Origin of the sequence: Flavobacterium sp. N3904, assembly GCF_025947305.1 — a bacterium.
Taxonomy (GTDB): domain Bacteria; phylum Bacteroidota; class Bacteroidia; order Flavobacteriales; family Flavobacteriaceae; genus Flavobacterium.
Genome location: NZ_CP110009.1, coordinates 2,831,570 through 2,847,603 on the forward strand (window position 1 = coordinate 2,831,570; position 16,034 = coordinate 2,847,603).

At 36.8% G+C, this 16,034-nt stretch carries 15 protein-coding genes; 1 reads left to right on the forward strand and 14 read right to left on the reverse strand.

Annotated features, from left to right (window positions below; translation table 11 throughout):
- Positions 1-69: 69 nt before the first annotated feature.
- Complete coding sequence (clpB, locus tag OLM57_RS12070; RefSeq protein WP_264563946.1) at positions 70-2,673, reverse strand: ATP-dependent chaperone ClpB; 2,604 nt, start codon at positions 2,671-2,673, stop codon at positions 70-72.
- 153 nt (positions 2,674-2,826) lie between these two features.
- Between clpB and ytxJ the strand changes: the two genes are divergently transcribed.
- Complete coding sequence (gene ytxJ / locus OLM57_RS12075) at positions 2,827-3,216, forward strand: bacillithiol system redox-active protein YtxJ (RefSeq protein WP_264563947.1); 390 nt, start codon at positions 2,827-2,829, stop codon at positions 3,214-3,216.
- A gap of 22 nt (positions 3,217-3,238) precedes the next feature.
- Here ytxJ and OLM57_RS12080 read toward each other — a convergent pair whose 3' ends face one another.
- The 13 genes from OLM57_RS12080 to OLM57_RS12140 form a co-directional block, all read right to left on the reverse strand.
- Positions 3,239-3,625, reverse strand: a complete 387-nt coding sequence (locus OLM57_RS12080; RefSeq protein ID WP_264563948.1) for a GxxExxY protein — start codon at positions 3,623-3,625, stop codon at positions 3,239-3,241.
- Between the two features lie 51 nt (positions 3,626-3,676).
- The gene (locus tag OLM57_RS12085) at positions 3,677-4,864 is read right to left on the reverse strand and encodes a hypothetical protein (protein ID WP_264563949.1); all 1,188 of its coding nucleotides are present in this window, start codon (positions 4,862-4,864) and stop codon (positions 3,677-3,679) included.
- Entirely contained in the window at positions 4,848-5,846 is a 999-nt protein-coding gene (locus OLM57_RS12090) for a DUF2157 domain-containing protein (RefSeq protein WP_264563950.1), read from the reverse strand. Before OLM57_RS12090 ends, OLM57_RS12085 begins: the two co-directional genes overlap by 17 nt.
- Before the next feature lie 210 nt (positions 5,847-6,056).
- Entirely contained in the window at positions 6,057-6,635 is a 579-nt protein-coding gene (locus OLM57_RS12095; protein ID WP_264563951.1) for a hypothetical protein, read from the reverse strand.
- 188 nt (positions 6,636-6,823) lie between these two features.
- A complete protein-coding gene (gene argH, locus OLM57_RS12100; protein ID WP_264563952.1) occupies positions 6,824-8,104 on the reverse strand; it encodes an argininosuccinate lyase in 1,281 nt (426 codons plus the stop codon).
- 218 nt (positions 8,105-8,322) lie between these two features.
- A complete protein-coding gene (locus tag OLM57_RS12105) occupies positions 8,323-9,393 on the reverse strand; it encodes a M20 family metallo-hydrolase (RefSeq protein ID WP_264563953.1) in 1,071 nt (356 codons plus the stop codon).
- A 4-nt stretch (positions 9,394-9,397) separates the two neighbouring features.
- Positions 9,398-10,174 carry an acetylglutamate kinase gene (gene argB, locus OLM57_RS12110; RefSeq protein WP_264563954.1) on the reverse strand — a complete coding sequence of 259 codons (777 nt, stop codon included), beginning with the start codon at positions 10,172-10,174 and terminating at the stop codon, positions 9,398-9,400.
- A gap of 1 nt (position 10,175) precedes the next feature.
- Positions 10,176-11,129, reverse strand: a complete 954-nt coding sequence (locus OLM57_RS12115; RefSeq protein WP_264563955.1) for an N-acetylornithine carbamoyltransferase — start codon at positions 11,127-11,129, stop codon at positions 10,176-10,178.
- Between the two features lie 44 nt (positions 11,130-11,173).
- A complete protein-coding gene (locus OLM57_RS12120; RefSeq protein ID WP_264563956.1) occupies positions 11,174-11,887 on the reverse strand; it encodes a DUF3307 domain-containing protein in 714 nt (237 codons plus the stop codon).
- Positions 11,884-12,528, reverse strand: coding sequence for a SatD family protein (locus tag OLM57_RS12125; RefSeq protein ID WP_264563957.1), 645 nt, complete (start codon positions 12,526-12,528; stop codon positions 11,884-11,886). The genes OLM57_RS12120 and OLM57_RS12125 overlap by 4 nt, the downstream gene beginning before the upstream one ends.
- A 139-nt stretch (positions 12,529-12,667) precedes the next feature.
- Positions 12,668-13,429, reverse strand: coding sequence for a glutamate 5-kinase (proB, locus tag OLM57_RS12130; protein ID WP_264563958.1), 762 nt, complete (start codon positions 13,427-13,429; stop codon positions 12,668-12,670).
- A 160-nt stretch (positions 13,430-13,589) separates the two neighbouring features.
- Positions 13,590-14,786, reverse strand: a complete 1,197-nt coding sequence (locus OLM57_RS12135; RefSeq protein WP_264563959.1) for a glutamate-5-semialdehyde dehydrogenase — start codon at positions 14,784-14,786, stop codon at positions 13,590-13,592.
- Positions 14,787-14,822: 36 nt separating this feature from the next.
- Positions 14,823-15,962: an aspartate aminotransferase family protein gene (locus OLM57_RS12140; RefSeq protein WP_264563960.1), complete on the reverse strand. Its 1,140-nt coding sequence runs from the start codon at positions 15,960-15,962 to the stop codon at positions 14,823-14,825.
- Positions 15,963-16,034 lie beyond the last annotated feature (72 nt).

Sequence of the window (16,034 nt, forward strand, 5' to 3'; positions counted from 1 at the left end):
CTTTCGACCGGTGTTTATGATGACCTTTGCCAAAGTTTTGAACTTTGGCAAAGGTTTTAGTAAGCTCTATTAGTGTACCAACTCACTTTGGTTTCTAAAAACGAGTTCGCCATCAAAAGAATCCAGTAAAATAATACTGTCGGGTTTTACTTTGCCAGCAAGTATTTCTTTGGAGAGTTGGTTGAGTACCTCTCTTTGTATCACACGTTTTACGGGTCTTGCACCAAATTGTGGATCATAGCCTTTCTCAGAAAGGTAGGCGATGGCCTCGGGCGTGGCGTCCATTGTGATGCCTTGTTGGGCAAGCATAGTGGTCACGCTTTTGAGTTGTAATCCTACGATTTGGGCAATGTTTTTGGCCGTAAGTGGCGTGAACATTACAATCTCATCGATACGGTTGATGAACTCGGGGCGCACGGTTTGTTTCAATAATCCTAGGACTTCGACTTTGGCAATTTCGGTGGCGGCTTCGACACTTCCTTTCAGATTCTCAAATTTTTCCTGTATAATCTGGCTTCCCATGTTGGAAGTCATGATAATAATCGTGTTCTTGAAATCGGCCAAACGCCCTTTGTTGTCGGTCAAACGCCCTTCATCAAGCACTTGCAACAAGATGTTGAAGGTGTCTGGATGGGCTTTCTCGATTTCGTCGAGCAGAATCACAGAATATGGTTTTCTACGCACGGCTTCGGTCAATTGTCCGCCCTCGTCATAGCCCACGTATCCCGGAGGCGCACCTACCAATCGGCTCACGCTGTGGCGTTCTTGGTACTCGCTCATATCGATTCGGGTCATCGCATTTTCATCGTCAAATAGGTATTCGGCTAGTGCTTTGGCCAACTCGGTTTTTCCCACTCCTGTTGTTCCTAGGAAAAGGAAGGTTCCCACTGGTTTTTTCATATCCTGCAAACCGGCACGACTTCGGCGTACGGCGTCACTCACAGCTTCGATGGCTTCTTCCTGACCAACTACACGTTTGTGCAATTCTTCTTCCAGATGCAATAGTTTTTCGCGCTCGCCTTGCAGCATTTTCATCACCGGAATTCCGGTCCATTTGGCTACTACTTCGGCAATGTCTTCGCGGGTCACTTCTTCTTTAATCAACGAAGTTCCCGATTGGTTTTCCTGTAATTGTTTGGTAAAAACGGCCAATCGTTCTTGGGCTTCCTTGATTTTTCCGTAACGAATTTCGGCTACTTTACCGTAATCGCCCTCACGCTCGGCACGTTCGGCTTCGTATTTGAAGTCTTCGATTTCGGTTTTTACGATTTGAATGTTATCAACGACTTCTTTCTCAGATTTCCATTTGGCGTAAATCTCGTTTCGGTCCTCTTTGAGATTGGCTAATTCCATTCCCAATATTTTGAGTTTGCTTTCGTCTTTTTCGCGTTTGATGGCTTCAATTTCGATTTCTAACTGCATTATTTTTCGATCCAAAACATCCAATTCTTCTGGTTTGGAATTGATTTCCATACGCAGTTTCGAAGCAGCTTCATCTATTAAATCGATGGCCTTGTCCGGCAGAAAACGATTGGTGATGTAACGTTGCGAAAGTGTTACGGCTGCAATAATTGCATCATCCTTGATTTGTACTTTATGGTGTGTTTCGTATTTTTCCTTGATTCCTCTAAGGATCGAAATAGCGCTTTCGGTATCGGGTTCTTCGATGATGATTTTTTGGAAACGGCGTTCGAGCGCTTTGTCTTTTTCGAAATATTTTTGGTATTCGTCTAAAGTCGTTGCACCAATTGCTCTCAATTCGCCACGAGCCAAAGCCGGTTTCAAGATATTGGCGGCATCCATAGCGCCTTCGCCACCGCCTGCACCTACAAGCGTGTGAATTTCGTCAATAAATAACACGATATCTCCTTCTGCCGCAATCACTTCTTTGACCACCGATTTTAAACGTTCCTCAAACTCCCCTTTGTATTTGGCACCCGCAATCAAAGCTCCCATATCGAGGGAGAATACAATTTTGTCTTTCAAATTATCGGGTACGTCGCCATCTACTATTCGGTGTGCGAGACCTTCGGCAATGGCGGTTTTACCCACTCCGGGTTCACCCACTAGCATTGGATTGTTTTTGGTTCGTCGGGTAAGGATTTGTAATACACGACGGATTTCTTCGTCACGACCAATTACGGGGTCTAGTTTTCCGTTTTTGGCGAGTTCGTTGAGGTTTTTGGCGTATTTGTTCAAAGAATTGTAATTTTCTTCAGCAGAAGCGGAGGTTACTCGCTCGCCTTTGCGCAATTCTTCAATAGCAGCTTTCAGTCCTTTTCCGGTTACGCCCTGATCTTTTAGGATTTGGGCAACCTTGCTTTTGGAATCGAAAATAGCCAGAATCAAATGCTCGATAGAAACGTATTCGTCATTCATTTTTTTTGCAATGATTTCGGCTTCGTTCAATGCAGAATTTGCCGTTCTGGAAAGCTGAATTTCGCCTCCCGAAACTTTTGGAAAACTCTGAATGGTACTGTCTAAAATTTGAAGAAACAAAGGCACATTGACGTTGAGTTTTTTCAAAATAAACGGAGCCACATTTTCGTCTACTTCAAAAATAGCTTTAAAAATGTGTTCGTTTTCGATTTGCTGTTGCCCCAAACTCTGAACCAATTGCTGTGAAAGCTGTATGGCTTCCTGCGATTTAATGGTAAATTTATTAATGTTCATGATTAAAGGTTTTATGTTTTTTTATGTTGTTTAATAACTAACTTTGCAGACTAAATATCAAATTATATTCCACTATAAATTTACGGACAATTTGACGTTTAAACTATGATTTTCATTACTTTATAAAGACAAAACGACATAAAATACGACAAAATGAGTATATTTAATTCCCTATTTGGTAGTTCAGAAGAAAAGAAAGAAACAACGAGTAAAATCAATTGGATTCCGTTAACCAACTTAGATCAACTGAATGAGATCGTTGCATTATCGAATGATAAACCAATAGCAATTTTCAAACACAGCACTCGTTGTAGTGTGAGTAGGTTTGCATTGAAACAATTTGAAAATGAATTTAATTCGGCTGAAGCAACCGACACCTATTTTCTGGATTTAATTGCGCACCGTGACGTTTCGAATGAAATTGCGAGCCGTTTTCAGGTAGAGCACCAATCGCCACAATTATTGTTGATTAAAAACGGAAAATCAGTTTATGATGCTTCGCATAGTGATATAGATGCAAAGGATTTGGCGGAGAGATTGTAGGTGTATACCGCAGATTCGCAGATTATTTATTTTTCGATAGTGCTATTCGTTTGTATTCTAATGAAAAAGAGTTGAAATTAACTAGAAGAGCTAATTCATTTTTTGATACTTTTAAATAATTTAAACATTGATTATAATGATTATTGTTAAAACAATCAACGGTTTTTATCTCTAAAATTATTTTATCAAATACTACAAAATCTGCATAAAATTTATGTTTTAGTATTGTAGTTTTATAATTTACTAGAAACTCTTTTTCTCTTTCGAAAGAGATGTTTTCTTGTTGAAATTCAAATTCGATGGCATCTTTATAGACAATTTCAGAAAATCCTTTTCCTAAATTTTTATGAACTTCAAAAAGAATACCAATAATTTTATAAGTTTCTTCTTTGTGTAAAAAATCTTCCATAATAACAATAATATTTCAAATCTGCGAATCTGCGGTCAAACCATTCTTGTTTTAAAATTCAGCACTCGAACCGCCGCCACTAAATCCTCCATCACCAAACTTCATAGGGGATTCATCTACTTTAACTTCAGGCTTCAGCCCAAATTGCGAAGCAACTACAAGAGTTTGTAGATTGGCAAAAGCATTTGGATTGGTAAAACGATCGGCTTTGAACGTGATTCCGGTTTCGTTGTGTTTTGTTCTTTTTATGGCAAAATAGGTAAAAGCGAATGTTGCCACACCACCAATGGTTAAGGCAATTTCAGGAGGTAAAATGTGATGATATATTCTAATGGTGAAAAAGGCAAAGCAGAGCGACAGAAAACCAATCCAAAGCATCATTCGGTCTTTGTTTTTCAAAGAAAAGACTAAGTAAACCACAGGAATTGAAATTGTAAATGCCCAAAAGAATAGGGCAAAAGGTATTTCAGGACTCACACCATTATAGAAATAGTCTTCAGATAAGTTGAAATTCAATTCTCTTACCACATAATAGTTTCCAGAGAGATAGAATAGAATTAGGCAGAAACCTTTGGCTAGCTTCAGTCCGTTGTAATAATAAGGAACAGTTAAATTTTGTAATGTTTTTTTAGAAATAAAATAAGATCCACCAGAAAAAAGCACCATCACAAAAGGCAATATGATTTTCCCGATTGCTAAATACTCGAATGTCGTGTACGCTAGACTTCCTGTTATTCCAAAACAGGCGAGTAGGGCTAAGGAAAGATTTAGGTATCGCAAATAAGCAATACTCGAAACGATTGCCATTACTAGGATAACAGCGAGATAGTTGGTATTGTAATTTTGTTCAAAGGTTAGTCCAACTGCCGCCAAAAAAGTTGCAATAGCTCCTAAAATAAAAGCATCATCTAGACCAAAACCAAAATAATTCATATTCTTAGACATATATTCTTTGGCTCCAAAGCCAATTGCAGCAAAAAGATAGATGAAAAATAAGTATGCATTGTCCATAATGGCCAACCCAAACAACGAAATAAATCCACAAATCGAAGAATACAACATGCAACCCAGAATAAAGAAACCAATTCGTATAAAGAGGTTGTTTTGACTTTTAAGCTTTGGTAATTGTTTCCCAATAGATTTGTATTGTTCGGTACTAATGAAACCTGACTCTTTCAATCGATTGGCTTCTTCGTCTATATAAACGTTGTCTAAAAGTGTTTTATCGTATGCTATCATCGCTAGTGTTTTTGTTAAAATGTTTAATCAATTTTATAAAACCAATTATGGAGCCAATAAAATAAAAAGGAGTAGTGAAAATGAAAACAGAGAATAGGTCTTCGAAATGGATGGATTCTAAAATCCTCACAAATAATATGTTCATACCAATATATCCGTATAAAACTGTGAAAATGAATTGAGAAATTGACCTGATTTGGAAGCTTAAATTATAAAAATAATAGGAAGTGATTCCCAACACTAATCCAAAAGCCAACCAATAATCCTGGAATAAATTGACAATACAGGCAATGCTAACCAAATGCAACGAAAAAGTAAGATAGACCAGATTGAAGTGTTTTTTTAGATTGATTTTGGTTGCATACAAAACCCAAAGCAACAAAGTCAAACCAAAGGCCAGCCCAACATAACTTAAGTAGGTATTATCAATCATCTCGTTTTCAAAAACATGTTTTGGGTCAACCGATAGTCCTAAATAGGCCGCCATTCCGGTGATTCCGATAGACAGAACGCTTTTGCTGTCGAAATAATACGCACAAAATAGACTTATAATAGTAGGTACTAAAGTAGCCAATCCATAATGAGTGGCAAATGTTTGATATTGAAACTGCAAATAACCCACAAATGTACAGCTCAATATAACTGCGGTAAGGACCAAATAATCATAAAGTGGATTAGGGAAAGAAACTTCCTCTTTTTTGAACCCTGGATGATTTTTAAAACAAAAATAAAAACATATGAAAGTTACCAAAAGCAATAATCCAAGAATTGCGGTGTGACCTATTGTATCAATATTTTGGTAAATCAGAATCCCAATACCCGAAGTAAACATCAGCATCGAAAGGTATAATAAGAACTTCAATTCGTTATGAACCGAAAACAAATTCAGTCCTCGGTATGCCTTAATAGATTCGAATTGTTCTTCTGAAATTTGATTTTTGTCAAAAAGTGTTTGCGTTGCTTGTTCTTCGAAATTCGCCATGCTATTTATTTAAGATATTACTCAAATATATAGAATTTTTAGTACTAATTAAAGAGGGAAGGAGTAGTTATTTTTAAAAGGTGAATGTGGCACAACAATATCATTTCTGCAGAATTACCTATAACTTTAATTTGCAGAAACTAAAAGCATAAAAAAACCAATTTTTCTAAATAGAAAAATTGGTTTCAATAATTGAATTAGTAAGCAATGTTATTTTTGTATTTTAATATCTACTACAATTCTGGGATCGTAACCCACTCTGTGAACGGATTTAATGTAGATTGCTCCTTTTTTACCAGCAGCATTTTTGAATAATACGACATTGGGTGTTTTATCATCTGGAAAAGAATCATCATCATCAGTGTCTATTTTAATTGACTCAAAATCAGATCCTTTTTCTATTTTGTTGAATTGATCAATAGTTAATAGGTCTTTTTGGGCATTGATAAATAAGGTAAGTGGTGCATTTTTGATTCCATAATCAGCATTATTGGGGCTCATAAAATAGTTTAAGCTATAATTTGCACTATAGAAAGCAATATCAATTTTGGGTAAAGTTGCGGCATCAATTTTACTGGTTTTAAAAGATTTTCCCAATTCTGTTGAAAAGTATAAAGCCGCATCGTATCCTTCAGATTGGTCTAAAGAAAAAGTTACATTGGTAAAGGTTTTTAGGGTAGCGGTATCCGTTGTATTCGAGTCAGTTTTTGTTTCATCATCACTTGAACAACTGTTAAATAAAAGAGAGCAGATACATACTAAAAATGCAATTGTGTAGGTTAATTTCATAGGGGGTTAGTTTTATAAATTTTTTGTGAAAATATATAATATTATGCGTGCATACTATTTTTTAATGTTAAAAAAATAGTATTTAATATGAGTTTTTGGGAATGTTTGAGTAAAGTTTTAGGGTAGAATAGGTTATAAAAAAAATCCATAAATACTTTTTATGGATTTTTAACTAGGTTTTTTTTGAATTAATATGAATTCTTCATTTTGTCTTTTATTTCCTCCAAGCACAAATTATTAATGCTTCCTTCGTGGGTGTGTTTGGTTTCTTTTGGTGATTGATAGGTTCCGTTTTCCAATTGCTCGGCAACGGCTTTGTAGGCATCTCTAAAAGGCATTCCGGCAACCACCATTTCGTTTAAAGTATCAACAGTAAATAAATAATTGTATTTTGGATCATTTAAGATATTGTCTTTTACCGTGATGTCTTTTATGGAGAAAATGGCAATATCCAAACAGGCTTTTAGGTTTTGAATCGCAGGAAACAACCCTTCTTTCAAGAGCTGTAAGTCCCTGTGGTAACCGCTTGGAAGATTGTTGGTTATCAAAGTGATTTCATAAGGCAAGGCTTGAATCTTGTTGCACTTACCGCGAATTAGTTCAAAAACATCCGGGTTTTTTTTGTGTGGCATAATACTCGAACCAGTGGTAAGATGCGAAGGCAAACCGATAAAACCAAAATTCTGGCTCATATATAAACACACATCCATAGAAAACTTAGAAAGGGTAGAGGCCACACTGCTCATGGCAAAAGCAACTGTTTTTTCAGATTTTCCGCGGCTCATTTGTGCTGCAACCGAATTGTATTTTAAGGTTTCAAAACCCAATTCTTTGGTAGTAAATGTTCTGTTGATAGGAAACGAACTTCCGTAACCTGCAGCAGAACCCAATGGATTTTGGTCCACAATTTTCAAAGCGGCGTTTAGCATCGTGATATCGTCAATCAAGCTTTCGGCATAGGCGGAAAACCACAGACCGAAAGAAGATGGCATTGCAATTTGAAGGTGTGTGTAACCCGGCAATAATACATTTTGGTGTTTTTCTGCCGATTCCATCATTAAATCAAAAAGAGTTTTTACCTGCGATTTGAATTCGGTTACTACATCTTTTAGATATAAATTTACATCTACCAAAACTTGATCGTTACGCGAACGCGCGGTGTGGATTTTTTTTCCAGCATCGCCGAGTTTTACCGTCAGTAAATATTCGATTTTGGAATGTACGTCTTCAAAACTGTCTTCGATTTCGAAATTTCCGTTTGCAATGTCCTTTATGATTTCGTTCAAAGCCAAGACCAAGGATTCGGTTTCGGCAGCTGTCAGTAGTCCAATTTGTCCTAACATTTTGGCATGGGCAATGGAGCCTAAAGCGTCGTATTTGGCCAAAACCAAATCGAGTTCTCTATCGTTTCCTACTGTAAAATGTTCGATTTGTTTGTCGGTTGGTATTCCTTTTTCCCAAAGTTTCATAAGATGTTTTTTTTAATTCGCAGAGATTCGCAGAGGAAGCTCAATCCCGATAGATATCGGGACACAAAGTTTCTTTTGGTTTCAATAATTTTCTTGTTTCCTGATGGCCCTAGCCCCGATAGAATCGGAAATCCTTTTTATTTTTTCTTTAAAAATAAAAAGATTGGAGTGGATAGCGGGATTAGCTCCTTCCTACGACTATGCTCAGGATGAATATTTTAGTTCTTCAAGAAGTCTCCCAGTATTTTGATGTATAATTGGATGCCTTCTTCAATTTCGTTTACATATATAAATTCGTCTGCCGAGTGTGACCGCAGGGATTCTCCTGGCCCAAGCTTCAAGGATTGACAACTCAAAACCGACTGATCCGAAAGGGTAGGAGAGCCATAGGTCGTTCTTCCCAATGCGATTCCGGCTTGCACCAAACCGTGCGAAACGGGAATAGACGAGGCATTCAAATGCATCGAACGCGGTGTGATTTGCGCGGTTAAATTCTTGTTGACGGTTTCCAAAATCTCGACATTGCTGTAACAGTCATTTACGCGAATATCGACTACCAAATGGCATTCGGCAGGAACTACGTTGTGTTGTTTTCCGGCATTGATTTGGGTAACGGTCATTTTTACAGGACCTAAAACTTCCGATATTTTTTCGAATTGGTAGGTGTTAAACCACTCAATTACTTTCATCGCATTGTAAATTGGGTTGTCAGGGTTGGTGTGAGCAGCGTGACTGGCGGTGCCTTTGACAACGACATCGAGTACCAATAATCCTTTTTCGGCTACAGCCAATTGCATCAAAGTAGGTTCACCCACGATGGCGCAATCCAACACGGGTAAATGTTTTAAAACACTGTTGAGGCCTTGTTTACCGCTGCTTTCTTCCTCGGCTGAGGCTACCATTACTATATTGTGAGAAAGGTTTTCGTTGGCATAAAAATAAACGAAAGTCGCCATAAGCGAAACCAAACAACCACCCGCATCATTACTGCCCAATCCGTACAATTTGCCGTCTTTTTCAATGGCTTTGAACGGGTCATTGGTATAGCCCTGATTCGGTTTTACAGTGTCGTGGTGCGAGTTGAGTAACAGTGTGGGTTTGGATTTGTCAAAATGCTCATTGTAAGCCCAAATATTATTGTTTTCCCGCTCGAAAGGAATACTGTTTTGACGGAACCAATTTTCGATTAAAAGCGCTGTTTGATCTTCTTCGCTTGAAAAGGAAGGAGTTTCGATCAACGATTTTAATAAAGCAATGGCCTCTTGTGTTAGGGTTTCTATGTTTTTCATGTTTTTATAATTCAATACTTGTATGAACGATTCCTTCGTTTTGCAACATGCTGTGGTGTCCAATTTTTATTTTCTGAACGCCTTTGGACAAACTGTTGAAACAATTGTCTAATTTAGGTATCATCCCCGAATGTATGGCTTTTTCGGCTTTTAATTTGGTGTACAATTCGTGGTTGATTTGTTCGATTACCGAACTGTCATCCTCTGCATCGTACAAAACGCCTGGTTTTTCAAAACAATAGGTCAAAGTAACTTCGAATATTTCGGATAAGGCGATGGCCAATTCACTGGCAATCGTATCGGCGTTGGTATTCAATAATTGTCCTTTTCCATCGTGCGTGATGGCACAAAAAATAGGAGTTATTCCGCTTTTTAGGAGCGTTTCCAATAAAGGCGTATTCACTTTTTGTACATCGCCCACAAAACCATAATCAATTGTGGGATGATTTCTTTTAGTGGACAGAATTAAATTACCATCGGCACCCGAAAATCCCATCGCATTGGTAGTATTGCCTTGCAGTTGAGCCACTATATTTTTGTTGATTTCACCTGCATAAATCATTACTACTACATCCAGCATTGGCGCATCGGTAATGCGGCGTCCATCAATCATTTGAGGAACTAGTCCGATACTTTGTGCCATTTTAGTAGCCGATTTTCCACCACCGTGAACAAGTATTTTGTAGCCTTCGATTTTAGAAAAATCAGTAAGGAATTGTGCCAATTCGGTTGGATCGTCGATGATGTTGCCACCTATTTTTATGATTGATAATTTTGTCATTTTATTTGTCTAATTTTTTCAAAATCTTCTGCAATACCAATTGAGCCGAATAGGTTCTATTATTAGCTTGTTGAATTACAATCGAATTTTCGCTGTCAATTACTTCATCTGTTACAATTACGTTACGTCTTACAGGCAAACAGTGCATGAATTTGGCATTGTTGGTCAGTTTCATTTTATCGGTAGTAATCGTCCAATTCGGGTCGGAATTGGTGATTTTACCATATTCTTTGTAGTTGCTCCAGTTTTTGGCATAGATAAAATCGGCATTTTCAAAAGCTTTGTCTTGGTCATACTCGATTTTTGAGTCTTTTGTGATTTCTGGATTTAGTTCATAGCCTTCAGGGTGTGTAATGACAAAATCCATTTCGGTTTGCAATTGCATCATTTCTACAAATGAATTGGGAACGGCCTGAGGTAACGCTCTCGGGTGCGGTGCCCATGACAATACCACTTTTGGGCGGTGTTTGGTCTTGTGTTCTTCCATCGTGATCGCATCGGCAAGGGATTGCAATGGATGTCCTGTTGCACTTTCCATATTTAGGATAGGCACTGTGGCATATTTCAAGAAACCGCTCATTACTGTTTCGGCATTGTCTTTTTCTTTGTCAACCAATCCTGCAAAAGCTCTAATTGCAATAATATCTGCATATTTCGAAACTACTTCAGCAGCTTCTTTGATGTGTTCTGATGCGCCTTGGTTCATGATGGTTCCGTCCTCAAATTCCAGTGTCCAGCCTTCGCTTCCAAAGTTCATTACCATAACGTTCATTCCTAAATTTATGGCTGCTTTTTGAGTACTCAAACGTGTTCTCAAACTAGAGTTAAAAAACAACATTACTAAGGTTTTGTTTTTTCCTAGTTTTTTGTTTTTGAGCGGATTTTTTTTGATTTTTATGGCTTGTTTCACCCATTTTTGGAGTGAATCTATTTCTTTTATTGAGGTGTAGTTCATGGTTGTTGTTTGTTAATTGGATAATGGACTTGCAGTTAATATATTCAGGTTTTTAATAGATATTGAGTTAATAATCCCACCAACAAGGCAATTCCAAAACTCAATAATGTTCCGATGAGTATATATTCTGTTAGTTTCCGTTCTTTTGATTCTTTTAAATCTCCAAATCTAAAAACTGATTTTGTAGCCAATAAAAAACCAACGGCCTCAAAATGATGTGTACAAATAAATAGAAATACCAACAATCTTTCGAGTATTCCAATGTATTTGCCTGCATTTTTGAGTGATTGCTCTTTTTCATTAGGTATTGCATCTGACCATGGTTTTATCAATACACCTAATATGATTGAAACAGGCTGTGTCAAAAAAAGTACTGCCGTTGCAAGAATAATAAATGTATCTGAAAGTAAAAATTCAAAAAGTTCTTTCTCTTTGTTTAGCCAATATAAGCCTAAAAATAAGATTACTACCAGGTGCATTATTTGATCAACAACAAACCAAGTGATTTTAGATTTTTCTGTTTGAAATTTTAATTTGATGTAATCTATAATTAAATGGCTAAGCATTATTATTGCTGGTAATTTCCAATCGGATATGTCAAATAAAAGCAGTAATGACAGCAAGCCGTGAATCAATGCATGAACATATAACTGCCAAGCTAATGCTTTTTTTTCTTCTTTTGCTTTTACCCAGCTATTGGGTTGCAGCAGAAAATCACCTAGAATATGTGCTAAAATTAATTTTACTAGTACTATCATTGTGTTAATCCTTTTAGCTTAAAACGATACATTTTTTCCAATTCCAGAATTTCGTCAACGTGGGCGCGTTTGAATCTGCCGCTCACTGAATTTTGACCGATACCCAAAATTGCTCCTATTTCTGCTTGTTTTTTTTCTGGATCTTCAAATAAGGTATTAAATAAGGCGGCCGAATTTACTGTCCAAGCGTCCATTTGTATAACGGCCAATTTTAGGTATAAATTCATTTCATAATCAAAATTTGGGAAAGACGATTGAATTGCCAGTGTTGTTTTTTCCTTTTTTAGCTTTTCAAACTTTTCACCCGAATTGATAAACGCTGTACCATTGCTCTCCGAAATTCTGTCAGCACTATATTCTTTTGTTCCTAAACCGATAGCCATTCGAACATCGATCGAAGTTGTTTTTTTTTGTCCTTCGGAGGCGTTGATGCTTTTTATCAATGCTTTTATTTTTAAAGATACTAGTAATGCTTCATTTGGATCTTCAATTTCGATTTGAAAATAATCACCTCTAAAGATTTCCCACTTTTTTGGTGTTGGACCATAAGTGTTTAATAATTTTTTTAGAGGAGTAATCCAGGTATCTTGATTTGTCAATTTCCTTGAATTGATAATGTCGGCTGTAATAATTGCTATCATAATTCAAATTTATGAAATAAAGATAATTCAAATTATCGTCTAAAACAATGATAAATTAAAATATCGTTTAAAAAGATGATAAATTAAATTATCGCCTAAATAAACGATAATATTAACTATCACATTAAAAACGGATATATTAAATAATCTTAGTAAATTTAATATCTCCCTTTAAAGCCTTCAACATAAAATTATCTTCCAGTCCATTTACAATCCAAGTTTCGATATTCGATTTTTTTGCAATGGCAGCCGAATCAATTTTGGATTGCATACCGCCCGTTCCGTGAGACGATTTTTTGTCGCCAATTTCTTTTTGCAATAGCGATAAATCGGTTACCAATTCTATTGTTTCCGGTACATCATCGTTTATTGACGATTTGGTGTAAATACCGTTGGTGTTGGTTGCAATAATCAGTATATCAACGTTTAATAATACTGCGGTTAATGCCGCTAATTTATCATTATCTCCAAATTTGATTTCGTCGGTTGCTACTGTATCATTTTCATTGATAATTGGTATATAACTGTTTTTGACTAAAACATTGATGGTGTTTACAATGTTGATTTTGGATTGTTCCTTTTCAAAATCAGAGTAAGAGAGCAGACATTGTGAAATATGCAATCCCAAATCACTAAAATTCTCATGGTAAATCCGCATCAAATGAGGCTGTCCAATCGATGCCAAAGCTTGTTTTACAAAAACATCCTGATCGTTATTGTCTAGTTTTACAAATTGTTTGGCAGCCGCAATTGCCCCTGAACTCACAATAATGAATTCGTATTCGTCTTGTAAAGCCGCTATTTGCACCCCAATATCCTCAATTTTTCCTCTCGAAATGTGATTGGTTTCTTTGGTTAAGGTGTTGCTGCCTAACTTTAGTAATATTCTTTTTTTAGCCATTTTTATATTTTTAAACGGTTTTAACCGCAAGGGGCGCAAAGTTTTTTATAATTGAAACGCTTAAAAACGCAATGTTCGCAAAGCATTATCTTCCTAAAAATCTTTATTCCATTATCTTTATTCTGAAATCAAAATCGTTAATCAACAATCTGCAATCTCCTCAGCGAATCTGTCCATCTCCATAAACATACCATTTATTGGTCACCAAATGTTGTAATCCAATGGGACCGCGTTGGTGCAATTTATCAGTGCTTATCGCTAATTCTCCACCTAGGCCAAATTGTCCTCCATCGGTGAATCGGGTAGAAGCGTTTTGATATACCGCTGCCGTATCCACGTTTTCCATGAATTCTTGAGCAACAGCGTCATTTTTGGTGATGATGGAAGCCGAATGTCCACCACAATATTTATTTATTTTTTCAATGGCTTCTTGATTGGAATTGATAACGCCAATTACAATTTTATAATCCAAAAATTCTTCGTACCAAACCAAATCCGATTCTATTTGAGAAACTTTTGTTGTTTTTGAAATCGTTTCGTCTCCTAAAACAGTGACGTTTTTTTGTTGTAATTCGGTAACCACTTTTTTGGCAAAAGCTTCCCAGTTTGGCAAATTCATGTCGATTAATACTTTGTCCAAAGCATTACAAACTGAAATATTTGAGGTTTTACCATTTATAATGATATTCAGCGCTTGGTCTAAATTGGCTTCCTTCTCTACATAAACAAAATTGTTTCCACGACCGCTGACAATTACGGGACAAGTAGCGTGTTTCTTGACAAAATCAATTAGATTTTCTCCACCTCTTGGTACAATTAAATCTACTTTTTGGGTTGGTTTTTCCAAAAAGGCTTGTGTTTCGTTTCGGTCGTAATTCAAATATTCGACCCAATTCGTATCTACATCATTGTCTTTTAAAGCTTGGTGCCAAAGACTGACAATCTTCAAATTGGAGCGTAACGATTCTTTACCGCCTTTCAAAAGGATTTTATTACCGGATTTGAAAGCGATACCGCCCGCTTCAACGGTTACGTCCGGTCTTGATTCATAAATAATCAATATCGTTCCGAAAGCCGCTGTTTTATTGGTGATTTTGATGCTATTATCATGTACAAAATGAAAGCGTTCTTTGCCAACAGGATCTTCTTGAGCAAACAATTGACGCAACGAAAGAATCATACCGTCAATTTTGGCATCATCCACAAGCAAACGTTTTTCCATTGCTAAATCATCACCTTTGTAATTTTCAAGGTCTTCCTGATTGCTTTTTTTGATGTTTGTTCTTTCTTGTTCGAGCAAATCTGCCATTCGATTCAGAACTGCATTTCTTTTTTGTATCGGTAATAAATGGCTCATTGGTTAGTTTTTTTGATTAGATTTTCGAATTAAAAACTACGCTTTCAATTCTGCTAAGCTTTCTTTTAAGGCGACTATAAATGTATCAATAGCTTCTTTTTTGACTGTCAAAGGAGGAAGGATTCTCAATAGATTTTTATTGTTGGCACTTCCTGTGAAAATCAGTTTTTCGACAATCAGTTTTTTACGTAAAGGACCCACTTCAAAATCAAATTCTACTCCCAACATCAATCCTTTTCCTTTTACTTTGACAATTTCAGGAACTTGTTTGATGGCCTCCAAGAAATACCCGTAAACGTCATTTACGTTGTCTATTAGTTTTTGATTTTCAATTACGTCCAAAACGGCAATACCGGCGGCACAAGCAAGATGGCTTCCTCCAAAGGTAGTTCCAAGTAATCCATGGCTAGCAGTGAATTTTGGTGCAATCAGGATTCCGCCAATAGGGAAACCGTTCCCCATTCCTTTGGCAAGGCAAATAATATCCGGTTTGATGTTGTGGTGTTGAAAAGCAAAGAATTTTCCACTTCTTCCGTATCCAGACTGTACTTCGTCCAAAATCAAAACTACTGCGTACTGATTACACAATTTCTCTAATCCTTGGAAAAATTCGGTTGTTCCTTCGTCCAGTCCACCAACACCTTGAATTCCTTCGATAATCACAGCACAAACATCGCCTTTTTTCAATTCAGCTTCGACCAAATCGAGATTGTTTAAAGGCAAGAAAGTAACAATTTGTTGTGCATTGATTGGAGCCACAATTTTTTTGTTGTCGGTTACTGCAACCGCTGCTGATGTTCTTCCGTGGAAAGAGTTGTCGAACGCAATCACTCTTGATTTTCCGTTGTGGAAAGAAGCGAGTTTTAGTGCGTTTTCATTGGCTTCTGCTCCAGAACTGCACAAGAATAAACTGTACTCTTCGCATCCCGAAAGTTTGCCAAGTTTTTCGGCCAATTCCACTTGCAATGGATTCTGAATCGCATTTGAATAAAACCCGATATTATCCAATTGATTTTTTAATTTGGCTACATAATCCGGTTGTGTGTGGCCTATGGAGATTACTCCGTGACCACTGTATAAATCTAAATATTCTACACCATTTTCATCTGTAATTGTGCAATCTAAAGCTTTTACAGGAGTGATGTTGTATAAAGGGTAAACGTCAAATAAGTTCATTGTTGTTTTTTTGTTTAAGGTTTAAAGTTTAAGGTTTAAGGTTACACGAGCAACTTTAAACTTTTAAACTTT